The 22,925-nt window shown below is 59.7% G+C and carries 18 protein-coding genes and 2 pseudogenes; 6 read left to right on the forward strand and 14 right to left on the reverse strand.

Translation table 11 applies throughout. The annotated features are described in order from the left end of the window. The 3 genes from GNF76_RS25215 to GNF76_RS25225 all read left to right on the forward strand — a co-directional run. On the forward strand, positions 1–865 hold an 865-nt coding region (locus GNF76_RS25215; RefSeq protein ID WP_178123573.1), incomplete at its 5' end, for an RHS repeat-associated core domain-containing protein. 1 nt (position 866) lies between these two features. After that, positions 867–1,280, forward strand: a complete 414-nt coding sequence (locus tag GNF76_RS25220; RefSeq protein ID WP_155585797.1) for a hypothetical protein — start codon at positions 867–869, stop codon at positions 1,278–1,280. A gap of 84 nt (positions 1,281–1,364) precedes the next feature. Continuing rightward, entirely contained in the window at positions 1,365–1,745 is a 381-nt protein-coding gene (locus GNF76_RS25225; protein ID WP_155585798.1) for a hypothetical protein, read from the forward strand. Between the two features lie 75 nt (positions 1,746–1,820). On the opposite strand, the gene feaR is transcribed toward GNF76_RS25225, so the two are convergent. The 3 genes from feaR to GNF76_RS25240 form a co-directional block, all read right to left on the reverse strand. After that, positions 1,821–2,774: a transcriptional regulator FeaR gene (feaR, locus tag GNF76_RS25230; RefSeq protein ID WP_155585799.1), complete on the reverse strand. Its 954-nt coding sequence runs from the start codon at positions 2,772–2,774 to the stop codon at positions 1,821–1,823. A gap of 111 nt (positions 2,775–2,885) precedes the next feature. Beyond that, positions 2,886–3,470 (reverse strand): DUF3156 family protein, encoded by a 585-nt coding sequence (locus GNF76_RS25235; RefSeq protein WP_155585847.1) that lies wholly within the window; start codon positions 3,468–3,470, stop codon positions 2,886–2,888. Further along, complete coding sequence (locus GNF76_RS25240) at positions 3,451–4,950, reverse strand: APC family permease (RefSeq protein WP_155585800.1); 1,500 nt, start codon at positions 4,948–4,950, stop codon at positions 3,451–3,453. Before GNF76_RS25240 ends, GNF76_RS25235 begins: the two co-directional genes overlap by 20 nt. A 215-nt stretch (positions 4,951–5,165) precedes the next feature. Between GNF76_RS25240 and GNF76_RS25245 the strand changes: the two genes are divergently transcribed. Next, a complete protein-coding gene (locus GNF76_RS25245; protein ID WP_155585801.1) occupies positions 5,166–6,494 on the forward strand; it encodes an alginate export family protein in 1,329 nt (442 codons plus the stop codon). A gap of 155 nt (positions 6,495–6,649) precedes the next feature. Here GNF76_RS25245 and GNF76_RS25250 read toward each other — a convergent pair. Continuing rightward, positions 6,650–7,138 (reverse strand): annotated as a pseudogene (locus GNF76_RS25250) (flavin reductase family protein); the annotation flags it as partial. 57 nt (positions 7,139–7,195) lie between these two features. After that, complete coding sequence (locus GNF76_RS25255; RefSeq protein WP_155585803.1) at positions 7,196–8,365, reverse strand: p-hydroxyphenylacetate 3-hydroxylase oxygenase component; 1,170 nt, start codon at positions 8,363–8,365, stop codon at positions 7,196–7,198. 447 nt (positions 8,366–8,812) lie between these two features. On the opposite strand from GNF76_RS25255, the gene GNF76_RS25260 reads away from it, so the two are divergent. After that, a complete protein-coding gene (locus GNF76_RS25260; protein ID WP_155585804.1) occupies positions 8,813–10,300 on the forward strand; it encodes an aldehyde dehydrogenase family protein in 1,488 nt (495 codons plus the stop codon). A 42-nt stretch (positions 10,301–10,342) separates the two neighbouring features. Here the strand turns inward: GNF76_RS25260 and GNF76_RS25265 are convergent, their stop codons facing one another. Together GNF76_RS25265 and GNF76_RS25270 are read right to left on the reverse strand one after the other, a co-directional pair. Beyond that, positions 10,343–11,137 (reverse strand): ABC transporter permease, encoded by a 795-nt coding sequence (locus GNF76_RS25265; RefSeq protein ID WP_155585805.1) that lies wholly within the window; start codon positions 11,135–11,137, stop codon positions 10,343–10,345. After that, positions 11,134–11,823 (reverse strand): ABC transporter ATP-binding protein, encoded by a 690-nt coding sequence (locus tag GNF76_RS25270; RefSeq protein WP_246211991.1) that lies wholly within the window; start codon positions 11,821–11,823, stop codon positions 11,134–11,136. Before GNF76_RS25270 ends, GNF76_RS25265 begins: the two co-directional genes overlap by 4 nt. 173 nt (positions 11,824–11,996) lie before the next feature. On the opposite strand from GNF76_RS25270, the gene GNF76_RS25275 reads away from it, so the two are divergent. Further along, positions 11,997–13,232: a DUF1835 domain-containing protein gene (locus GNF76_RS25275; protein ID WP_155585806.1), complete on the forward strand. Its 1,236-nt coding sequence runs from the start codon at positions 11,997–11,999 to the stop codon at positions 13,230–13,232. 253 nt (positions 13,233–13,485) lie between these two features. Here GNF76_RS25275 and GNF76_RS25280 read toward each other — a convergent pair whose 3' ends face one another. The 7 genes and pseudogenes from GNF76_RS25280 to GNF76_RS25310 all read right to left on the reverse strand — a co-directional run bounded on the left by GNF76_RS25280 (position 13,486) and on the right by GNF76_RS25310 (position 22,888). Then, positions 13,486–14,559 carry a class I SAM-dependent methyltransferase gene (locus tag GNF76_RS25280; protein ID WP_155585807.1) on the reverse strand — a complete coding sequence of 358 codons (1,074 nt, stop codon included), beginning with the start codon at positions 14,557–14,559 and terminating at the stop codon, positions 13,486–13,488. A gap of 50 nt (positions 14,560–14,609) precedes the next feature. Continuing rightward, positions 14,610–16,067, reverse strand: coding sequence for a class-II fumarase/aspartase family protein (locus GNF76_RS25285; protein WP_155585808.1), 1,458 nt, complete (start codon positions 16,065–16,067; stop codon positions 14,610–14,612). After that, positions 16,067–17,502, reverse strand: a pseudogene (gene purB, locus GNF76_RS25290) (adenylosuccinate lyase). The gene GNF76_RS25285 and the pseudogene purB overlap by 1 nt, the downstream one beginning before the upstream one ends. A 30-nt stretch (positions 17,503–17,532) precedes the next feature. After that, complete coding sequence (locus GNF76_RS25295) at positions 17,533–18,519, reverse strand: HOASN domain-containing protein (protein ID WP_155585810.1); 987 nt, start codon at positions 18,517–18,519, stop codon at positions 17,533–17,535. A 39-nt stretch (positions 18,520–18,558) separates the two neighbouring features. Further along, positions 18,559–19,584 carry an HOASN domain-containing protein gene (locus GNF76_RS25300; RefSeq protein WP_155585811.1) on the reverse strand — a complete coding sequence of 342 codons (1,026 nt, stop codon included), beginning with the start codon at positions 19,582–19,584 and terminating at the stop codon, positions 18,559–18,561. A gap of 427 nt (positions 19,585–20,011) precedes the next feature. Next, positions 20,012–20,227 (reverse strand): heavy-metal-associated domain-containing protein, encoded by a 216-nt coding sequence (locus tag GNF76_RS25305; RefSeq protein ID WP_155585812.1) that lies wholly within the window; start codon positions 20,225–20,227, stop codon positions 20,012–20,014. A gap of 90 nt (positions 20,228–20,317) precedes the next feature. Next, complete coding sequence (locus GNF76_RS25310; protein WP_155585813.1) at positions 20,318–22,888, reverse strand: heavy metal translocating P-type ATPase; 2,571 nt, start codon at positions 22,886–22,888, stop codon at positions 20,318–20,320. Positions 22,889–22,925 lie beyond the last annotated feature (37 nt).

Below are 22,925 nucleotides of genomic sequence, written 5' to 3' on the forward strand. Positions count from 1 at the left end.
TGATAGTTTTAGACCGTTAGCGCTGTTGGAAGGCTTTGGTCCGGACAACGTAAAACCGTTCCACTACCAACTCGACCACCTCGGCACACCTCAGGAACTGACGAACCCTGACGGCGAAATCGTCTGGTCCGCGCACTACCGCGCCTACGGCCAAATCGCCCGGCTCGACGTCAACTCCGTCACCAATCCGCTGCGCTTCCAGGGCCAGTATTTCGACCAGGAAAGCGGGCTGCACTACAACCGCCATCGCTACTACAATCCGGACAACGGCCGCTACCTGACTCCCGACCCGGTGAAACTGGCGGGCGGGCTGAACGGATACCAGTACGTGCCCAACCCGACGGGGTGGGTGGATCCGTTGGGGTTGAATCGGTGTCCGGGTGGGGATGGGTGTAAGCCAGCGGTCAACGTTGATGATCCACCATCAAAAGCATCGGTTAATAAAGGCGATCCTGACCCCCCAACCCCAAAAAATGATGACGAGTATCTTTTTCGAGGGGATAAATTGCACCCAGACATAGTCTTTAAAGAGGGTTTCAAAAGTAAAGGAGAAAGCAATGACCTATACCTGCATGCTGTTGATAGCAAAGACCCACCAAGCAATTTCATCAGCACGTCCCCCTCTAGACTCACAGGGATCAACTTCGCTACCAGTTACGAAACGAAAAAAGGCTACTTGTACACATTGAAAAGTATAGCTGACCATGATGTAAACACCGAGTTAGGAAAATCCACGCCATATCCAAAAGAAAGAGAGTTTGCCATTTATCAAAAAATAGATACTGAGGACATTTTAGGAGCAACGCCAATGAAAGCTGATGGACGTTATGTTGGTTACTCCATCCCAAACCCAAATAGGAAATAAAATGAACACAAAAAAAATTAAGGCGATAATCAATAATCAGAAAACAGAAGTCACGGTAAAATACGATGACGTGGCGCTCACAATGACCTTTTCTGAAGCAGATAACTTCAAAAAAATCTACCACGGGAAAGATATCTATGTATGCCTTGCAAAGGTAAGAGCAGACTTCCCTCAAATCACCTTTCTGTGTAAAGGTGCACAACTAAATGTTATGCCGTCCAGAATGGCCTCTCAAATGAGCGCAGGGCTTGTCGCTTATAAAATGACAATGGGAAAGCCTGCAGAAGGAGAAGACATAGTTCATATATTTGATTACGAAGAAAACAACCTTACAAATGATCCACAAGAGCAGATTATTTTTTTCAAGAACTGGTTAGTATCGCTAGGTGCAGAAGACTATGAAAAACTCAACTGACACTAATACACAAGCACACCAAAGCCTCTCAAAAATATTGGATTATAGGAAATATACGCGACCAAAACCCAATAGAGAGCACCTATGAAATCACGTAAAATCACCATTATAAAAAACAACATTCGTGAAAGCGCAAAAATCGAATACGAGGGAGGAGAGCCCACCCTCACACTCACACTAAGTGACGGCATCAAAAAATCTTATACCGACCTAGACTTATACGGCAGCTTTGGTCTAGCAAGGATAGATCATAAAAATATAAAATTCTTATGCAAGGGTGCCAAAATCAGCGTACACACTTCGGGAATGTCATCACAAATGTCAAATGGCCTTGTTGCCTACGAGCTGATAATGGGACAGTCGAACCCTGCACTAGTCTACATTTTCGATTACGAAGAAAACGACTTAACCAACGACATCCAAGAACAACATGAATTTTGTATGCGCTGGGCAGACTCAACCTAATAAACTCAGGCCCATATACTCCGGGAATAAGTCGTCATAAATAATCACCCACCGACCTTCCCGAACCTCAACCCTTCACACCGCCAACGACAACCGACTCGACCGAAAATCCTTCGGCGACACCTCAAATTGCTTCTTGAACGAGCGACTAAAATGCGCCGAATCCGTAAACCCCCATTTATAAGCAATCGAAGTAATCGACTCACTCTTCAAAAATGGATTAGTCAAATCATCAGCACTGCGCTTTAACCGCGCCCGCTGGATATAACGACACACACTATCATCCTGCTCCTCAAACAACCGATACAAATGCCGCACCGAGATATTCAACCGGTTGGCCAACCCCACCGGGCTCAAGCCAGGCTGAGTGAGGGACTCTTCAATGACCTTCTGCACATAGCTGCGCAGGTTGCTGCCCTGCAACGAGGTCACGTCGTCTCGCCCTTCATCCTCCTGTTCCATGGCCGAGCCCAGTAGCGAGACAAACGCACTCTGCAAGGCCTCGACTTCACCCACGACGCCCTCGCCTTCCTGGCTGTCCTTGCACAGTTGATCCATCAATACATGCAGCATCCGCCCGCAGGCCTTGCTTGACGAGATCTTGCCAAATGTCAGGCCCTGGCTGCCCAGTTGTTTGCACACTTCATGGCGTGGCAGCGACAGCGAGGCATGTTCGATCAGGCCGAATGGGGTGATTTCAATGGAGCCCGTCGAGTCCATCAACAGCATCTCGCCGGGGGCCAGTTGGATGCAGTGGCCGTTCTGGATGATCTGGGAGTAACCGCTGCGCTGGCTGACGAGGAAGCAATCCTGGTCATTGTCGTGGTCGGGATTGGGGGTTTGTCGTTTGATCAGGCCTGCGTTGGTGCGCAGGCTGGCCAGGGGCAAGCCGCCTCTGGAAAGGGTGCAGACCTCGCCGATAAACAGCGAGCGATTGAAGGCCAGTTCCGTGTCGAAGTGACCACACACCGCGCGCAGATCCCGGGTCCAGGTTGCCAGGCCGTCTTGGGTCATCTGTTGGTTGTTCATGGGGTGTCTCCACAGTGGTTTTTTTTGTTTTTGTCGGGCAATAGTTAACATGTTATCTATATGCGCGCAACAAGTACCTGTCCGCCAAGGTAGAAGCACTAATGATGCCAATCAGAGTATGAGCAAGACCCGCTGCAAGCCCGCCAACGCTGCCAGCAGGTGGTTGCGCTGCTCGCCGCTGAGGGCGATATAGCGCCGAAAGGCCGGCATGCGATTGACCACCTCGCTGCCGCCCATGTGCTCCAGGCGCACGCACCACTGGCGCTCTTGCAGGTCAATACGCAGGCGCTTGAAGTCCAGGGGCATCAGCGCTTGGTGCAAAGAGTTGTCGGCCTGCAAACCGGCCTGTAGCTCGGCCAATAATCCAGCGTCTCCCGCGCGTTGCCGACAGCGAATGCCGCTGCGTCGAACAGCCCCGCCATGGTGCAGTTCGAAGCGTGCCATGCCCTCTCTGGAGGCAGGTACGCGCAGGACAAACTCGGTCATGACCAGGTGCATCAACAACTGCGATTCGGTGCGTTCAGTGATCTCCAGTTGCAGGCCGCCATCGCCCAGGCAGACCTGCGCCAGTGTCGGTGTTACCCGCTCAAAACTCGCCAGCCCGAGGTTGCGTTGCAAGTGCCCAAGGGTCACCCCTGGTCGGTAACCCGCCGGGGCACGCTGGGCACTGAACAGCTCAGACAGCTTTTGCAGCATGGTTGACGTAACCATCGTGAGAATGCCCCGGCTCATTGCAAAACTCCTTGGCCAACACCTCTTCCACAGAGGCTGGCTTGAATGGATTGACCTTCTGCACCACCAAGGTCCAGAACAGCGCGTACGCCGCCGTACACCCGAGCATCACCCCGAACGGTACGTAGATATCTGCTGGGTTCATCCCGGGCGGCGTGATAAACCACATGCCCAGCAAAATGCCGATGCTCGACAGAATCTGCGGCAGCGGAAACCACGGCGAACGGTAGGCCCGTGGCAGGTCGGGACGGCGAATGCGCAGGATCACCACCGACAACGTCACCAGCAGATACGCAAAACTCCAGGCACACACGGCCGCCAGCACCAAATGCATGATGTTGTCAGTGTTGCCTCCCAGGTACAGCGCGTGCAGGCACGGAATCAGCATCGCCACCAGGATGCACAGCAACGGGGTCTTGAAGCGTGGGTGCAAGTAGGTGAAGACCTTGGGCAACGCGCCGTCCACTGCCATGCCGTAGAGAATCCGTGGCACACCGGCCATCAAGGTGTTGATGGTGGCCGCGCCGGCAAACAGGAAGCCGATGCCCAGCCAGATCGGGCCGATCTGGCCCATCACCTGCTCGGCGAATTTTGGAATTGCCATGGGCGTGTCCAGCAAGTGCACGCCGGCGGCCGCGTCGAGCACTACGTTTTCCACTTGGCGCTTCATCGCCGCGCCGTAGATGAACATGCAGCTCGCCACGCCCAACAATCCGAGCATCATTGCCCGGGGCATGACCTTCGCCGAGTTGCGCAGATCCGGCGCCAGGGGCGTGACGAACTCGCAGCCGACGAACATGAACATCGCCATGCCCACCAGCGACAGCACCGTTATCAGGTCGGTACCCACCAGTGATTCGCCGAACCAACCGTCCAGTTGTACCGCTGGCGCTGCAATCAAGCCCAGCACACCAAACACCATCAGGGTGGTCCACATGCCGAAGGTCAGGATGATCTCCGCCCGGCCAAAGGCGCTGACACCGAAGGCATTCAGTATGCCAAACACAATCACGAATCCCACCCCCAGCAACCACGAACCGCCGGCCGACTCGGCCAGGGTGTTGAGGTGTTCGAAGTTCACCAGCGCCATAACCCCGGCAAGGATCGTTTCAGCAGTGCCGGCAAACACATGCACGATCAGGTAGGCCGACAGCGTGCCGGTGATCGCGAAAAACCGGCCCATGCCGCAGTTGATGTAGTCGTAGACCGAGCCGGTGGTGGGCAGGATTGAGGCTGCTTCGGCGAAGGTGGTCGCCTGGGCCAGCATCATCACTACCGCAATCAGCATGGCCAGGGCAAAGGCGCTGCCGCCGATGCCGAAACCCATGGTCGCCGTGAGAATCACCGGGCTGGCCATGATCAGGCCGATGGTGCTGGCAAGGGCGGTGGGAAAACCCACCGTGCCACGGTTCAAGTGCGCGGTGAGCCGGTCATTGATCGACATGGTGCAGATCCTCGAAAGCGGATTTTTAGAGTGAGGGCACTGTGCGCCCCGCTCGACCTGATCGTCTTGCCCATGTCTGCCGCCGGTTTTGTTGCTCCCTGCCACGACCCGTGCGCTGGCGGCCAGGATCAATTACCTGGCACGCAGGTGAAAGACTTCCCCCCGCCCTGCTCGCCCTAATGCGCCCTCAATTCACCATGCTGGGGACTATAACAATGGAGCACACACTGAAAATCCGCTGGCTGCACAAGGCCGCCGGCCTGGGCGTCGCGCTGCTGATCGCCGAGTCATCGGCCCATGCGGTTGAACTGTACGCCGACGAAGATACCCAGGTCACCGGTAACTTCCTGGCGGTCTACGGGATGTTCAACAGCCGTAAGAACTACGAGGGCAGCCCCGGCGGTTCCACCTGGCGCGAAAGCTTTATCAAGTATGGCTTGAGCGTCGACCAGACCCTGGGCGTGCTGGGCAGCGTCTACGGCACCGCCAATCTGGTGAGCTCCGGCACCTGGGGCGATGGCGATGCATCGCGGGTCACCAACGGCACCGAGCGCACGACCAAGTTCGACGAAGCCTTCGCCGGCTGGCGTTCCGGTGATTTAGTTCCAGCGCTGGGCAAGGATGGCGTCGACCTGTCGTTCGGCCGCCAGATCATCACCTTGGGGGACGGCTTCATCATCAACGATGACGGCCCCAACCTGGGCAATGGCGTGGCAGACGGCGAGTTCAACCGTGGCGGCGCGTATTACATCGCCGCACGTCACGCCTTCGACCAGACCGCCGTGGTGCGCCTGGGGGGCAAGGACGGCGTGCATGGCAGCCTGATGTGGATCAAGTCCGACAACCGCGCCCAGGCCAACACCGAAATGGCCGCCGGTACCCTGGAATACACCAGCGCACCGGGCACGTTGGGGTTGACCTACATCCATGGCATCGACGTCGATGAACGCTTTGCCAATGACCTGCAAAAACAACGCAAGGGCATGAACCTCTACAGCGTGCGCGGCGTCGGTAATGCGGGGATCGAAAACGCACACTTTTCCTTCGAATATGCCCGGCAGGACAAGGATGCAGGCCAGGAAAATGCCTGGTACACCGAAGGCGGCTACACCTTTGCCGACCTGCCTTTATCGCCGGACCTGACCTACCGCTACAGCCGTTATTCGAAAAACTGGGATGCGATGTTTTCCGGGTTCAACCGTGGCTATGGCACTTGGGTCCAGGGCGAAGTGGCCGGCAATTACTCAGGCCCGTACAACAGCAACACGGCGGTCCAGCATGTGGCACTCAAGCTCAAGCCACTGGACAACGTGACCGTCGGCGCGCTGTTCTTCGACTACAAGACCCTGAGCAAGAATGGTATGCCGGACCTCGATGGCCGTGAGCTGGACCTGTATGCCGAGTGGGTGGTGAATGAGCACCTGATCGTCACTCCGTTGCTGGGTCTGTACAAGCCGAACAAGGACCAGGACAACGGCGGCAATCAGGTCGGCGGCAATGGCACCAATGTCTACAGTCAGTTGGTGGTGGCCGTGCCCTTCTGAGCCACATAACACCTCAACACCTGTAGCCGCTGCCGAGGTACGAGGCTGCGATGCGTGTCCGCAGGACCGCCCTCGGGGGTCGCTTCGTCGGAATGCCGCACCAAACCCATCGCAGCCTCGTGCCTCGACAGCGGCTACAGTTACGGGAGCGTCTGGATCTGTGCGTAGGCACCCTGGTGATAGAGCAACGGCGAACGGCCAAAGTCGTCGAACGCCACGACCTTGCCGATCATGATCCAGTGGTCGCCGCCATCCACCTGCTGGTATTTCTCGCAGTGAAACACCGCCGAGCAATCGGCAAACACTGGCGAGCCGCCCTCGCCCGGTTCGTACTCGATCAGGGCGAAGCGATCTTCCTTGGGCCGCGCAAAATTATTAGACAGGTCGACCTGATCCGCCGCCAGCACGTTGACCGCAAAATGGCTGGCCTCTTCAAATACCGCGTGGCTGTTGGAGCGTTTGTCGATGCTCCACAACACCAGCGGCGGGTCGAGGGACACCGAGTTGAAGCTGTTGGCCGTGACACCCACCTTGCGCCCCGAAGCAGTGGCCGCCGTGACCACCGTGACGCCGGTGGCGAAATTGCCCAGGGCCCGGCGAAAGGCCCGAGGGTCGAAGGTGGCGCAAGCGCTGTGATCAGACATGCAAGACTCCCGGGCAACGTTCAAGCGCCGCCCTGTTTGTTGTTATCAAGGTTTGGCTCACACCATGCTCGGGTCCGGCTCCAGCCCCATCAGCTCACGGCCGAGGATCTGCGCGCAGACGTCGTAGTCGGTGTAGGCATGGGCGCCGGTCATGTGGGAATCGCGGAACAGGCGCTGCATCTCGTTGTGTTCGAACCAGGCATTGCCACCGGCGGCCTCGAACAACCGGTCCACCGCCTGGATGCACATCTTGGTGGCGTAGGCCTGGTTGGTGCGCCAGAACGCCAGGGTTTCGCGGCTGGGGTAGCGCTGCTCGGCGCTGTGGTCGGCATGCTCCTGCCAAGTCTTCTCGAGAAAGGCCCGGGCGGCCGCCACTTGATGGGTCGACTCGGCCAGGCGCATCAACGCCGGGGTCGCCGCGCCGACAGCCGCACCGGTATAGGCCCGTACGCGGGTTTTGGTTTTTTCGCGGAACACCTCAAGCATGCGCTCGGCCACACCAAGGCTGACGGTGGAGAAACCGCTGGCGAAATACGGCCGGTACGGCGAGTAGAAAATCTTGCTGTCGGGGTAAAGACCAAAGCCTGCCGACTTGCCTTCCATCATGTCCTTGGCTTTCTGGATGCGGTGCTCCGGCACCCAGGCGTTGTCGATGATCAAGGTCTTGGTGCCGCTGCCTTTCATGCCGGCGGCGAACCAGTCATCACGGATCTGGTAGTCGCTGCGCGGCAACACCGCAAAGCAGTAATCCTGGGTGCCTTCGGTGTTTGGCCGGCGAAACCCGACAATTGCCCACTCGCCGTGGTCGCAGCCGCTGCTCCAGCCCATTTCACCGCTGAAGTACACGCCGCCCTCGCCCTCCTCGGTACGGCCGAACGGCGCAATACTGCTGCTGGCCGTGGCATCCGGGTCATGGCCCCAGACCTCCTGCTGCAAGGTGGCCGAGAACAGCGCCAATTGATGGCTGTGGGTGCACAGCAGGCTCATCGCCCAAGCGGTGCTCGCGCAGGACCCGGCCAGCAAGGCAATGCAGTCGGCAAACTGCGGCAACGACAACTCCATGCCACCGTACTGCTTCGGCTGAAAAGCACGGTGCAGGCCAATGCTTTTGAGCAGCGCGATATTCTCGTCAGGCACCTGGCGCTCCTGTTCGGCGCGCGAAGCATTGGCGGCGATGGCCGGCAGGATGGACTTGAGGTCTTCAAGGAGCGGGTTTGGCTTTTTCATGGACGGCCCTGCTTATTATTGGATGTCCGGCTGGCGCTTCTTTATCGAGGAGCGGCGCAGGATGCAGGGCCAGTATGGGAGGCACTCTCAGCGCAGAAAATGCACGTTCCACAGCCAAGATTGTACTTTTCATAGACATCATAGGTATCCACACCACTTGAGCCTGGCGTTGCGTAGCAGCTGTCGAGCTCCAGCGAGGCTGCGTAGGGGGTGATGCGATTCTTGGTGATGGGCTTTGGGGCCATCGGGCGTTTGGCTTCCTGTTTCTGGTGTGGCCTTACGTAGCCTCGCTGACGCTCGACAACTGCTACGGGGATGCGGTGGATGGGGCGGTCTATCTGATGCATCGCGATGTCAGCCACAGACATGAATCCTGGCAGGTACAGTCAAGCCGCAAAGTCCAGCGTTGGTTAACCTCGGGTTTTCCCTCTGCCCTCAGGAACACCCATGAGCGATATTCCACTGCTGCCTCAAGTCGAAGCTTTTCTCAGTCGAAACCATGGGTTGTTTATCGATGGCGGCTACGTCGAGAGCCATTCGAGCCAGACCCTGGAAGTGATCAACCCCGCCACCGGCAAAATCATCGCTCAGGTCGCCGATGCTGATCCTGCCGATATTGATGCGGCGGTGGCGTCAGCCAATCGCGGTTTCAAACAATGGTCCCAGGCCGCACCGGCACTGCGCGGCAATGTGCTGCTGAAACTGGCGGACCTGCTGGAGCAGAACCGCGAAGAACTGGCGCAGATCGAGACCTGCCAGTCGGGCAAGATCATCCAGATTGCCCGCGCCTTTGAAGTCGACCAGGCCGCACACTTCCTGCGCTATTACGCGGGCTGGGCGACCAAGATCAGCGGCCAGACCATCACCCCGTCACTGCCCTCGTTTGCCGGCGAACGCTACACCGCGTTCACCCTGCGCGAACCCGTCGGCGTGGTGGTAGGCATCGTGCCGTGGAACTTCTCCACCATGATCGCCATCTGGAAACTCGCCTCGGCGTTGGTGACCGGTTGCAGCATCATCATCAAGCCCAGCGAGTTCACCCCGCTGACCATCCTGCGCATCGCCGAACTGGCCATCGAGGCCGGGCTGCCGGCGGGTGTGCTGAACGTCCTGACCGGCGGCGGCCACGTGGGCAAAGGCCTGATCGAGCATCCAGGCACCCACAAGGTATCGTTCACCGGCTCGGTACCGACAGGCATCGCCGTGGGCCGCAGTGCCATGGGCGCCGGACTGACCCGCGCGACCCTGGAACTGGGGGGCAAGAATGCGGCGGGCTTCCTGCGGGACATGGACCTGGACAAGGCCGTCAACGGCATCATCGAAGCCGGCTTCCTGCACTCCGGGCAAATCTGTGCGGCGGCCGAACGCTTCTTTTTCCATCGCTCGCAGATCGAGCAAGTCATGGACAAACTGGCCCAGCGCTTGAGCAAATTGAACATCGGCTCGCCCCTGGACGAGCGCACCGAGTTCGGCCCGGTGACCAACCGTCAGCACCAGTTGAAACTTGAAGGTTTCTTCGACACCGCCCGCGCCGAAAACAATACGATCATCCACGGCGGCCAACGGATGGACCGGCCCGGCTGCTATGTCGAACCCACGGTAATCCTCGCCAAGACCGTCAACGACACCCTGCTCAACGAAGAAACCTTCGGCCCCATCGCCACCTTCTTCCCCTACGACAGCGAAGACGAATTGCTGGGCCTGATGAACAACACGCCCTACGGCTTGAGCGCCAGCCTGTGGACCAATGACCTGGGCAAGGCCCTGCGTATGATCCCGGCGATCAATGCCGGCACGGTGTGGGTGAACATGCACACTATGCTCGACCCGGCGGTACCGTTTGGTGGCAATAAATCCTCGGGGGTGGGCCGGGAGTTTGGTGGGGCGTTTATTGAGGACTACACCGAGTTGAAGTCGGTGATGATTCGTTACTGAAGACCAATCCTTTCAAGGCCTTTGACGGCCGCCCACTCTTACTTAAGACCGATCTTCAAGCCGGTAACGCAAGAAACGATGCCCGGCAGAAAACAGCCGACGGTAGGTAAGCAACACCGCACCTACCGTCCCCAACGCCGACGACGCGGCGATCAGGAACATGATCACGATCTGGTAACGCACCGCGTCCACCGGACTTTCTCCCGCCAGGACCTGGCCGGTCATCATGCCCGGCAAGCTGACAATACCCACCACGGCCATCTGGTTCAGGGTCGGGATCATCCCCGCACGCACAGCCTGGCGGATCGCATCCTGCGCCGCCTCCCAGCGTGAGCCACCCAGGGCCAGGATCATCTCGATATTGTTACGCCCCGACGTCAATTCCTGGGTCATGCGCTCGATACCCAGGGAGACGCCCGTCAGCGTGTTGCCAAGGATCATCCCGAGAATGGGGATCGCATACTGCGGCTCATACCAGGGATGGATACGGATAATCGCGAACAAGCCCACGGCCGTAACCAGCCAGGAGCTGCCCCACACCGAGACAATGCTGTCGACGCGCTGCCCCGCATACGTACGCTTGCCGCGCCCGGCAGCCGAGATGCCGGCGATCAAGGTCATCAGACACATCAGCGGCAGCACCACATACCAGTAGGCGAACTCGAACACCCACCCCAGCAGGTAACCAATCGCCAGCAGTTGCACCACGGTGCGGATGGCGGCCCAGATCAACTGGCGTTCCAGGCCCAGCCGCAGCAGCAGCGACAGCGCACCGTTGATCAGTATCAGCGAGGCGGCGATGCCCATGTCCAGGGCAGACAGGTTTTGATAGTTCATGGCTGGGCGGCTCCGCTCAGCACACCCGCGTCCATGTGCAGCCAAGTGCTGCTCATGCGCCGGGCCTGCTCATGGTCGTGGGACACCCAGATATAGGCATGGGCCGAGCCGTTGCCGAACCAGGCGTTGATCAAGGCCTCGACGTCGCAGGAGGATGCGGGGTCGAGGGCTGCGGTAGGCTCGTCCAATAGCAGTACATCCGGGTCCAGTTGGAGGGTGCGGATCAGCGAGGCAATCTGTGACTCACCTCCCGACAAGTCAGCCGCGCTTTTTGACAAAAAGTCCGGCGTTTTTCCCGCATGGGCCAGCAACGTCTTTACTGCGTCCAGATCAAATTTCAAATGCTGCAAGGTCTTGAGGGTGTAGGGAAAACGCAGGTTGTCTTCCACCGTGCCCTCGAGCAACGCCGGCCGCTGCGAGAGGTAGCAGATACGGCTGCGGTACTTAGGTATTTGCACGTTGGGAACAGGCTGGTTATGCCAGAGGATTTCGCCCGAGGTCGGTGCGTCCAGCAAGGCGAGCGCCCTGAGGAACACACTTTTGCCGGAGCCGGACGCGCCGGTAATCGAAATACGGTCTGCGCTACGCAACGTGAAATCAGTGGCCTGCAGCAGTTGAGCCTGGCGACGCTCATCCATGCGGGTGAGTGCCTTGGTTTCAATCAATGGGTAATCAGTGCCCGTCATGGACGCGGTCCTCTGGAACGGCTTGCAATCAAATACGCGACTGCCTATATTCCCCCGCAAGGCGCCATCTACGCCACCATCCGCGGAAAGGGCTGCGCCCAAGACCTTGAGTAAACATCACATTACTACGACTCCCAACCTTAAAGCGGACAAGGTTTGTGCAAGGAGATCGTATGTCGCAACATCCCACGTCATCGTCCCATAACGGCCGCATCAACCTTGAGCAGCAACGTAAACGCGCCAAGGAACTTTTGCTGTGCATGAAAAATGGCACGGCCGCCGATCAGCGTTCCCTTATTCCCACCGGTACCCCGACCTTGTCCGGCGCCCAATGGCTGATCGCCAGGCAGTTGGGCTTCAGTAGCTGGCCAAAACTCAAGGCCCATGTGGATGCAATCGACTTCGCGTCTCGCCATCCTGGTTTCGAGGCCAGTGATGAAGCCCGGACCACCCACTGGCGATGCGGCAACGATATTGCCCACACCCTGCAACTGGCCGGTTTCAAAGGGCGCTTTCAGATGCTGGCCGACCCGTTATGCATGGGGCCCGTCCAGTCATTGCCTGCCGAGCAATACCAGGCCATTCGAAGCCGCTACATCAGCCAGGCTTTTACAATGGACCTCACGCAAGTGGCCCGTCGGCATGAGGATGAATACAACAACCTCGAGCAGTTGAGCAGCGCCGAACACAGCGTACTGTGGTGCGAAGCGGACGCTTATGATCAGTTGTTCCTGATCCGCGCGCTGACCGGTCTTGAACACCTGCCCCGCAAGCTCGAACTGATAGAAATCGACCGTATACCCGGTGTGCAGCGCTTCATCGGCATTGGCCAACTGGCGCCCGAAGTATTGGCCTGGTTATGGCCCCAGCGTCGAGGGGTTGACGAGCCCATGCTGCGGTTGGCACGCCGGGCATGGTTGGCCTATTGCGATAGCTCGCCGGTCAATCTGGCGCAGATCGCCCAGGGCACCTACACGTCGTTGCCATTCCTGGCCCCGGCGCTCCGGCGGCAGTTGCAGGAGCTGCCGGGGGCCCAGGACGGCTTGTCACTGACCGAGCGCCTGGCGTTGCACTACATCGCCGAGGCTGGCCCGGTGGCATTCGCCAGGGTGTTCGCCGAGCTGATGGCCAAGCGCGAACCGCTGCCTTACTTGGGGGATTTGATGTTTCACGCGCTGATGCGGCCGCTGATCGATGGCGCGACGCCGTTGTTGACGGAGTCAGACCCTCATCTGGGATGGCCTGGACGGTTGCTGGCGTTGACTGCGCTAGGCCAGCAAGTCCTCGACGGAACCGCTTATTGGCCGGATCACGCAACACATGAACGGTGGGTGGGTGGTGTGTGCATCCAGCCCGGGCAACCTCACTGGGCGATTGACGGTGACTCCAACCCGGTGTGGCGTGACTGACCGCTTCTGAAGACCCGTCCAAAAAACCGGCCACTCAAATAAACACTCGACTCAAGACAATGAAGATCAATTGTGGGAGCTGTCGAGCCCCGGCGAGGCTGCGATAGCGGTGGGTCAGCCTGCATCAATGTTTGATGTGCCGACGCCATCGCAGCCTCGCCGGGGCTCGACAGCTCCCACAAGGGTTTCATTTCACCCGTTGGTCAGACGTACTGCTACCCGACATCGCAAGCGATGCCGGGCAACGCCGGGCTCAGGGTTTGAGTTCGAACAACGCAGGCATCGGCGGCCATTCGGAAGGCACCTTGCGGAAATGGCTGAAGCCTGCAACTTCAGCCATTTGCCGTGCACGGTTCTCGCCCATAAAGGCTCCAAGCCCCGCACCGCCGTGGGACAGCGAACACGTCATGCAATAGAGGGTGCTCTGCGGGTACATCACCCGACCGAACAGGTTCATGTTCTCGTGCAGGTCCTCGGAGAGGTTGAGCTCCACCATGAGGTAGGTGCCGTTGTCGGCGGTCGAGGCGCGCAAGTCCTTCATCATTTGCTGCGGATCGGTCGCATCGTGGATCACCACGAAGGTGGTCACGAAGTCGAACTTCTTGCCCACGAGCGCATCGGAATCGCTGACCTCGAACTGCACCCGGTCACCGACCCCGGCAGCCTCGGCGTTTGCCCGCGCTCGTTCGATGGAAGGCAGGTGGAAATCGCTGCCATACACACGGGCCTCAGGGTAGGCCAGGGCCATGGTGATCGCGGCCAGGCCGCTGCCGCAGCCAAAATCAATCACGCTGCCCCCGGCCCTGAGTTTTTCCTCGACGCCATCCAGCGACGGGATCCAGTGCTGGACAAGAAAGTGCTTGTACCAGGGCATGGTCATGCGCTCCATGCCCTCCCAGGTCTCAAGCGGGAACGCCTCTTCGGGGCAGCCGCCGCCGTTGCGGAAAGCCTCGATCACCCTGGGGGCCATGCTCACGAACGGCACGCTCAACTGGATGATCCCACCGGCAAAATACGGTGAGTCCTCGTCCGCGAGTACGGGGACAAATTCAGGCGGCATCCGATAACGCTTGGTTTCCTGATCGTAGGTCACGTAATTGCCGGTCACCATGCTGCCTAGCCATTCGCGCAGGTAACGCGCATTGAGGCTGGTCTGCTGCGCCAGTTCCTCAAGGGTAACCCACTCGCAGTGGGCAAGCGCTTTGAACAAACCCACTTGGTCGCCGATGTAGAGCATCGCGCCCCGCAGCGTGTTGCCGTAATCCTCCATGATCCGTGCAGAAAATTGCTTGACCTTCGTCGTATCCATCTCGATAGCCTTCGACATTTGCTTCTCCATTATTATTTTCAGTACGGCCGCCTGTAGCGGCTGATCGTTCATTTATGACGGCTGTTTACCCTGGCCAACACGTTGTCGACGATCTGTTCAGACATGCCAAGGTGGGTCCTGGGTTCGAACAGCCGAGCCAGTGCGCCCTCCTCCATGGCAGCGATGACCCGTGGATCGGATTCGATCGCCGTGCGGATCGACACCCGGTCTCGTTGGCATGCCTGGGAGACCTCATAGATAATTTTGTACGCGCTGCTCTTGCCGAGCTTTCTCGCCATTTCGAACACCACGGCCTCGGTGCAGATGGCATCGCCAAAGGCGTGTGCGTTGCACTCCATCCGCTTGTCGTTGACCGTGAGCCCGCTGATCGTCTCCGTCACCAGCGAGAGCGCCATCAGCGCGTAGTGGGAAACATCCGCCACCGCACACCACTCCAGGCGAGTCCCTCGGTAGTCCCGTTCGTGCTCCAGGATCATGGCGTCCAGTGCGAGCATCACCTGTGCCTTGGCGAGGCGCGCAAGCACTACCACCTGCTCGCAACCCTCAGGGTTACGCTTGTGGGGCATCGTGCTACTGCCGATCTGCTCTGCGGTCCAACCGACCTCCACCTCGCCGATTTCCCAGCGGTTCAAGGTACGGATCTCATCCGCCACGCGGGCCAGGGACGCAGTCACCATTGCCAGGGTGCTCACAAACTCGGCAACCCGATCGCGGGCGACGTGCCAGCCCGCCAGAGGCGCCTGCAGAGACAGCCGGCGTGCGAAGCCATCCAGCAGGTTCATGGCTTCAGGGCCAAAGGCGGCCATCGTGCCAACGCCACCAAACAACTGCACCACCAACACCCGCTTACGCGCCTCGCCGAGGCGTTCGCGGTGGCGCAACAACTCATCGATCCACCCGGCCACCTTCAACGCAAACGTCGTGGGCAACGCCGGAATCGAATGGGTCCGGGCGACCATCAGCGAGTTGCGGTGCGCGTTCGACAGCGCAGTAAGTTTCTGCAGCAGGATATCGAGCGAATGATCCATCGCGTCCAGCACGTCACGCATCTCAAGCGACTGGGCCGTATCCTGAATGTCCTGCGTGGTGGCACCGTAATGAACGTACTCGCGAGCGCTCGCACTGCAGTTTTTCTGCAACGCACTCAGGAGTGGCATCAACGAATGCCCGGTCGTCGCCACTCCGGCGGCAATCTGCTCCTGGTTCATGCCCGAGAGCTTCGCGGCACGCTCAATCTCAAGCGCGGCCTGCCGTGGAATGATATTGACGTCCGCTTGAGCCATCGCAAGCGCGGCTTCCACATCCAGCCAGCGCTGCAGACGACAGTGACTGCAGAAGATCTTCCGGGAGATGGGGCCTGCATAGCCTCCACCGTGAATTTTCGAGTCCACAATGTGGCTGTGTTCGTGCAGGCAATCTTTTTCCTTGGCTCGAACGGCCTTGATTTTTACTGGACGTGCGGTGCGAGAAGAATGGGCTACAACTTCTAACGATTGCGATTCCATCACATACCCTCCATCACAAGCTGAGACTGACTGGGATTTCTTTCCATGTTGACTGCCCATCTCAAAGGTCACCCTTTGAAGTGGGGTGTACGTTATTGCCGGCGACCCGATCGACCATGTCCGCCGCCAGCCCGACATAGGTGACGGGGTCGAGCAGATCCTCGAGCGCCTGTGGCGTGAAGCAACCACGCAGACGTTCTTCCTGGAGCAACGCGTCCCGAAACGAGAGCGCGTTTTGCCGGGCGTGCGCAGAGACTTCGTGTACAAGCTCATGCGCCGTCTGCTTGCCGAACCGGGCACTCAGCGCCAGCATCACCCGCTCCGATAGAATCAGGCCGCCCAGCAGGTCAAGGTTGCTGCGCATCCGCTCCTCCCGGATGTCCAGCCCGACCGTTAACACTTCCTCCATGCGGGTGAGCAGCGCGCCGGCGTAGATGAAGAGCTCCGGCAAGGCCGCCCACTCAATGCGCCAGGTCGTGCCGTCGCGTTCGTGCAACTGAAACGCCGCGTCGGTGAGCGCAACCATCTGTGCCCGGACCAGACGTGACAGCGCACTGATCAAATCGACCGTCGACGGGTTTTGCTTGTGGGGCATCGTGCTGCTGCCCACCTGGCCCGGCCGAACTCCCTCGCGAACCTCGTCGATTTCGGTGCGTTGCAAGTGGTAGATTTCATTGGCGACCCGCCCAAGCGTCAGCGAGGTTTGGACCAGCAGCCAGGCGGCCTCCAAAATCCGATCCCGCGCGCAGTGCCAACTGGTTAACGGGGCGCCAAGCCCGAGACTGGCCAGCGTTCGCTGCTGGATCTCGAAGCCCTGTGCACCGAACGACGCCAGGGTGCCCACAGCGCCCGTCAGATTGCCCACCATCACCCGTGCATGTGCCTCGGCAAAGCGCTCCAGGTGCCGGTCCAGCTCATCGATCCAAACCGCGACCTTGTAGCCGAACGTCGTAGGCAGCGCCTGCTGACCATGGGTTCGCGCCACCATCGGCGTGTGCTTGTAACGTTGGGCGAGCACCATCAGATGGTTGCGGATCGAATGCAGTCGGGTCAGGACCTGGTCCCACGCTTCTTTGATCTGCAGGATCAGCCCTGTGTCGAGAATGTCCTGGGTGGTCACGCCGTAGTGCACGTACTCACCCCATTCGCCCGAACAGGACCTGGCCAGCGCCCGAATGGCGGGAATCAGGATGTGCCCTGTTTCCCTGCTCTCCCGGCCCAACCCCTCAAGATCGAACAGCTCCACCTTGGCCACACGCGCAATCTCGCGCGCGGCCTCGTGGGGAATGATGCCCATCTGGGCCTGGACCTGTGCGAGCGTCCGTTCGACATCCAGCCACTTCTGCACCTGATTGGAATCAGAGAAGATCGCTGCAAATTCGGGAGACGAGTAGGCGCCCCCGTAGATACGAGACTCTGTTATATGACTCGGCATGGTCTATGGCTCGTGCAGTCCCAGGGAGTGTCACTTCACGCGTTGCATTTCTTCCCAGACGGCGTCGTAGTAAGCCCTTTCCAGACGAAAGTGCTGCGACAACGAGGTCAGGAACGCGTTCTGGAACCCAGCGTCTGGAATGCGTCGCGAGATAAGCTGCCATTCACGCTTGGCCCGAGGCGGCACGAGACTGATGTGGATCTTGTAATACTCGGCCGCGTCTTCGCTGATGCCGGCCTTGAGCAGCGCGTGATAGAGCTTTTCGTGATTGCCGGGAACCACCAGTTCGGTGACGTAGAACACGGCCAGGCCCCAGCCGACGTCCGGATTGCGAAAGCAGCGGGCGCGGTTGTTGAGGTACGCGACTTCCTCGGGCATCGTCGAGATCGCCTGAAAGTCGCCCTCCAGGTCCACAGCATTGAGCAGCTTCGCCAGCAACCGAGGGTGTGAGCGTTGCTCGTCCTCTTCCCCCAACTCACCGTAAAGGTAGCGGGCAAGCGCGGCGGCCTCATCCACATCAATCAGGTTGACCAACAGGTCCGCCGCTTCCCGATACAGGCGAAAGGTTCGAAACCACTGGTGCCGCAGAAAAACCTGGAGCTGTGCAGGCGAGGCATGGCCTGCGAACACATACTGCGACATCGGGTGTTTCTCGCGAGACTGCGAAGAAATTTCTTGCTCGAGCCGCTCCTGGAAACCCGCCTCGGACAGAGGCCTTGCGATATCTGCCGAAGGGATAAAACGCTCTTCCACTCGATAGATGGCATTGGCCAGCCAGCGTCGGGTGAGCGACGTCGCCACATCGTCGCTCAGCGAAAGGATATAGAGCAGGTGTTGATACTCGGCGAAGGCCTGGGCATTGCCCTTGTGGGCCGACTCAGTCAGATCAGAAAGCGCTGTGGCCGCCGCTTCAATAGAGGCGGACGAGGCATTGGACGCCAGCGCGTCGGTGACACTGCGAGCGGCCGGCGTGTGCAGGCCCTGGAGTTGTTGCAGGGAAAAGTTACGCGTGTTCATCATGTCTGTTCCTTATTGTTATAGGTGCACCGTGACGGCTCAGGCTGGCTGGCCGGACTGCTCCTGCATCTGCTGCCACAACATATCGAAGTACGCCCGGTTGATTTCGAAGTGGCGCGTCAGCGACTGCATGAACTGGCGCTGGAACGTTGCGCTCGGCGCGAGCTTGGCAATCAGTTCCCACATCTCCTCGGTGTCGATCTCGTCCTGTGTGCCGTGCAGGCGATGGAACTCGCTGGGCTCTTCTGGAACCCCCAAGCGCTGCAACAGTTCGTAGATACGCCGGTGGTTGACGCAACTCACTGACTCCACCGCGTACAGCAGCGCCAGGCCCCAGGCGACATCGGTGTGGCGGACACAACGGATGCGGTTATTGAGGTACGCCTTTTCCAACGGATGGAGCGCCGGGAAATCGACTTGCAACGGAATATCGAAATACGTCATGAGGTGCGAGAGCAACGCCGGGTGCGAGCGATCAGGCGCCTCCGCCCCGGCCTCGCCATAGAGGTTGCGATAGAACACCGAGGCGTCTTCGATGGCTTCGAAGCGAAACGCGAGCTCCGCCAGCAAGCTGTAGAAGTTGTACGAACGGTTCCAGTGGTGCTGCAGGAAAAACCGCACATCTTCCAGCGGCGGAGAGCCTTGGAAAAGATGGACCGACATGGGGTGCTTGACGCGGGTGCGCGCGGCAATTTCGGCGTCGACTTTTTCCCGGAACTGATCCACGGGCAGCGCAGAGAAATCAGACAGCGCTGGCGCGAACTCGTCTTCCATCCGGTACACCTGGCTCGCCATCCAGCGGCGGGTCGGCTCGGTGCGAGCGTCGCCCGGAATATGCAGTTCCAGGAGCAGCGATTGGTATTGCGCGTAGGCTGCCGCATCTCCCGCCAAGCCCTTCGCGGTCAGCGCGAGAATAGCCTCGAGCGCGAGTGTGACTTGGGAGTAAGTTGCGGTGGGCTTCAACGCTGCGGCCAGGAGGGCCGATGCATCGTCAGCGGCAGCACACGCCTGGTTGCAGAGACTTTCCGGGTTCACTGCTTCGCGAAAGGTGTTGAGCTTATTCATGACGATCTCCTTTGGCGACGAAGGAGATGGCGGGCGTAGCGCTTTTTTGGAGGGCGACAGAAGCCATTGAACTACCTCTTGAGCTTTGTTGTTGTTGTTGAAAAAAAGCTTAAAGGTTCCCGCAATGGCAAGGTCAAGGCTTGTAGGAAATTTCTTTTTATGTGCGAAAGTTCGGCGCTTGCGGGGTTCTGATGGGCATGAATATCTACCCCTCTTTCAGGCTCAATGAATAACCCTGTGGCGAGGGTGCTCAAGACTACAAAGATCAACTGTGGGAGTTGTCGAGCCCCAGCGAGGCTACGATGGCGGCGGGTCAGGCAACATCAATGTTTGCTGTACCGACGCCATCGTAGCCTCGCTGGGGCTCGGCAACTCCCACACTGAATTTGCTTCGGTTGCCGGATCTCCATGCCTTAACTGAACGACATTAGGGATTGCCCTCTCGCCACAGGCTTGAAGGGATGTACCCGGCCTCGCTAAGTGCTGCGAGGAAAACGCTGTGTTCCAGGGCGCTGTCGACCCGTGCCAAGCGTGTGGGCGGGTCGGTTTCAATACGCGCTTGCGGGTCGACGCTCAGCAGCGCCTTGGTAACGGATCTGGCGCAACCGCCGCAGGTCATGTTTGGAATGTGGAAACGCAGCATCGTTGATCTCCTGGTGGATGACTGTGTCCGAGTAAAATGGTGTTTGACCTCGTGGCAAGGTCAAACACTTTTTATCGCTTCAGCCCAGAATCAATGCTCATTCACCAGCTGTGACTTGGGCGATGCCGCCCCGCTCCCCTGCGTCTCAGTGCGCGCTTCAACCGTCATGGGCGCCTGGAAACGTTTGAGCCGCAGCGCGTTACCGAGCACAAAGACACTGGAGAGCGCCATCGCCGCCGCCGCGAAGATCGGCGACAGCAGCGTGCCGTTCACTGGATACAGCGCACCCGCTGCGACCGGAATCAGCACAGCGTTGTAGGCAAAGGCCCAGAACAGGTTCTGCTTGATGTTGCGGATCGTCGCCTGACTGAGTGCGATGGCATTCGGCACGCCACGCAGGTCGCCCGACATCAGCACCACGTCAGCGGCCTCGATCGCCACATCGGTTCCCGTGCCGATGGCCAGCCCGACGTCTGCCTCCGCGAGTGCCGGCGCATCGTTGATACCGTCGCCGACGAAGGCAACCCGCGCGCCATTGATGCGGAATTTCTTCAGCGCCGCGACCTTGCCGTCAGGCAGGACCTCGGCGGCCACTTCGTCGATCCCCAGTTGCTTGGCAATCGCCGTCGCCGTCGCCGCATTGTCGCCGGTGATCATCGCCACTTTGAGCCCCAGCGCGTGCAGCGCCTTGATCGCCTCGGGCGTCGACTCCTTGATCGGATCGGCGACCGCAATCACCGCCGCCAAGCGGCCGTCAATCGCAGCATAGAGCGGGCTCTTGCCGTGTGCGCCGAGATGTTCGGCGGTGGCCACAAAACCCTTCACATCAAGACCGAGTTGCGTCATGAAGCGGTCTGCGCCGACAGCCACCGTGCGGCCGGCAACCTTGGCCGACACGCCGTAGCCCGGTGTCGCGTCAAAGTCCTCGATAGGTGCGAGCGTGATACCCCGCTGCTTGGCGGCGGCGACGATGGCTTCGGCAATCGGGTGTTCGGAGCGCGTCTCGATGGCCGCCACCAGCGCCAGCACTTCGTTGTATTCAAAGCCCTCGGCCGGAACCAGGTCCGTCAGCTCGGGGCGCCCTTTGGTCAGCGTGCCGGTCTTGTCGAGTGCAATCACGCTCACATCCCGCAGTGCTTGTAGGGCTTCACCCTTGCGAAAGAGCACACCGAGTTCGGCCGCGCGGCCGGTACCGACCATGATCGAGGTCGGCGTGGCCAGCCCCATGGCGCACGGGCAGGCAATAATCAGCACCGCGACCGCATTGACCAGCGCAAAGGTCAGCGCCGGAGCCGGACCGAAGATCAGCCACACCAGGAAGGTCAATGTGGCCGCCGCCATTACCGCCGGGACGAACCACATGGTCACCTTATCCACCAGCGCCTGGATGGGCAGCTTGGAACCCTGCGCCTGCTCGACCAGGCGGATGATCTGCGCCAGCACCGTATTGGCGCCGACCTTGGTGACGCGGAAACTGAAAGCCCCGGTCTTGTTGATCGTGCCACCGACGACTTCGGCGCCTACCCCTTTGGACACGGGCACCGGCTCGCCGCTGATCATGCTCTCGTCAACATAAGAGGCGCCCTCGACCACCTCGCCGTCTACCGGCACCTTCTCGCCCGGACGCACCAGCACGATGTCACCGGTCGTCACCTGATCAAGCGCTACCTCGAGCGTTTCGCCGTTGCGCTCCACGCGTGCGGTCTTGGCCTGAAGCCCGACCAGCCGCTTGATCGCCTGCGAGGTTCGCCCCTTGGCGCCCGCCTCCAGTGTGCGGCCGAGCAGGATCAAGGTCACGATCACTGCGGCAGCTTCGAAATAAACGTTGGCGGTACCCTGCGGCAGTACGTCGGGGACGAAAGTCGCGACCAGCGAATAGCCGTACGCCGCCGCCGTGCCGACAGAAACCAGCGAGTTCATATCGGGGGCGCCGCGCAGCAACGCGGGCACGCCTTTGCGGAAGAAGCGCAGGCCCGGGCCGAACAGGACCAGGGTGGCAAGCACGAACTGCAGGTACCAGCTCGTCTGCTGGCCCAGAACGCTCATCACCCAATGATGCATCGCGGGAATCAGGTGCGAGCCCATTTCGAGAATAAACACGGGCAAGGTCAGGACACCGGCAATGAGCAACGAGCGCCGCAGCGCACGCGTTTCGCCTTCACGGCGCTCAGCGTCCTGATCGCCGGCATTCGCGGTTGCGTCGGACACACGCCGGGAGGTGTAACCCGCCTGCTGGACCGCCGCTTCAAGGTCAACAATCGACACGACTCCTGCCAGGTGGCGCACCCGGGCGCGCTCGGTTGCCAGGTTGACATTGGCCTCGAGCACGCCGGGAACTTTCGCCAGCGCCTTTTCAACCCGACCCACGCACGAAGCGCAGGTCATGTCTTCGATCGCCAGCTCAGTGGTCTCTTCACGGACGCTGTAGCCCGCGCCCTCGATAGCGCGCACCGCCGCCTGCGGATCGGCCACGCCGCCGAAGGTGATGTCGGCACGCTCGGTGGCGAGATTCACCGCAGCGGTCTGCACGCCGGGGACCGCCTTCAGCGCGCGCTCGACACGACCGACGCACGAAGCACACGTCATGCCTTCCACCGGCAGGCTCAGACGCGTGGTGGACGTGGACGGATTGGAGCCTGGTTGCTGGGAAACGGAAGCCATTGCATTACCCCTTTGAATGTCTCTGTTGAACCAAGCC

It is taken from the genome of Pseudomonas spelaei, assembly GCF_009724245.1.
GTDB lineage: Bacteria > Pseudomonadota > Gammaproteobacteria > Pseudomonadales > Pseudomonadaceae > Aquipseudomonas > Aquipseudomonas spelaei.

Bases quoted from the DNA above. Each gene is read 5' to 3' on its own strand.
- GNF76_RS25220 (WP_155585797.1), top strand. From the start codon at position 867: ATGAACACAAAAAAAATTAAGGCGATAATCAATAATCAGAAAACAGAA.
- GNF76_RS25225 (WP_155585798.1), top strand. From the start codon at position 1,365: ATGAAATCACGTAAAATCACCATTATAAAAAACAACATTCGTGAAAGC.
- feaR (WP_155585799.1), bottom strand. From the start codon at position 2,774: ATGAACAACCAACAGATGACCCAAGACGGCCTGGCAACCTGGACCCGG.
- GNF76_RS25235 (WP_155585847.1), bottom strand. From the start codon at position 3,470: ATGCTGCAAAAGCTGTCTGAGCTGTTCAGTGCCCAGCGTGCCCCGGCG.
- GNF76_RS25240 (WP_155585800.1), bottom strand. From the start codon at position 4,950: ATGTCGATCAATGACCGGCTCACCGCGCACTTGAACCGTGGCACGGTG.
- GNF76_RS25245 (WP_155585801.1), top strand. From the start codon at position 5,166: ATGGAGCACACACTGAAAATCCGCTGGCTGCACAAGGCCGCCGGCCTG.
- GNF76_RS25255 (WP_155585803.1), bottom strand. From the start codon at position 8,365: ATGAAAAAGCCAAACCCGCTCCTTGAAGACCTCAAGTCCATCCTGCCG.
- GNF76_RS25260 (WP_155585804.1), top strand. From the start codon at position 8,813: ATGAGCGATATTCCACTGCTGCCTCAAGTCGAAGCTTTTCTCAGTCGA.
- GNF76_RS25265 (WP_155585805.1), bottom strand. From the start codon at position 11,137: ATGAACTATCAAAACCTGTCTGCCCTGGACATGGGCATCGCCGCCTCG.
- GNF76_RS25270 (WP_246211991.1), bottom strand. From the start codon at position 11,823: ATGACGGGCACTGATTACCCATTGATTGAAACCAAGGCACTCACCCGC.
- GNF76_RS25275 (WP_155585806.1), top strand. From the start codon at position 11,997: ATGTCGCAACATCCCACGTCATCGTCCCATAACGGCCGCATCAACCTT.
- GNF76_RS25280 (WP_155585807.1), bottom strand. From the start codon at position 14,559: ATGTCGAAGGCTATCGAGATGGATACGACGAAGGTCAAGCAATTTTCT.
- GNF76_RS25285 (WP_155585808.1), bottom strand. From the start codon at position 16,067: ATGGAATCGCAATCGTTAGAAGTTGTAGCCCATTCTTCTCGCACCGCA.
- GNF76_RS25295 (WP_155585810.1), bottom strand. From the start codon at position 18,519: ATGAACACGCGTAACTTTTCCCTGCAACAACTCCAGGGCCTGCACACG.
- GNF76_RS25300 (WP_155585811.1), bottom strand. From the start codon at position 19,584: ATGAATAAGCTCAACACCTTTCGCGAAGCAGTGAACCCGGAAAGTCTC.
- GNF76_RS25305 (WP_155585812.1), bottom strand. From the start codon at position 20,227: ATGCTGCGTTTCCACATTCCAAACATGACCTGCGGCGGTTGCGCCAGA.
- GNF76_RS25310 (WP_155585813.1), bottom strand. From the start codon at position 22,888: ATGGCTTCCGTTTCCCAGCAACCAGGCTCCAATCCGTCCACGTCCACC.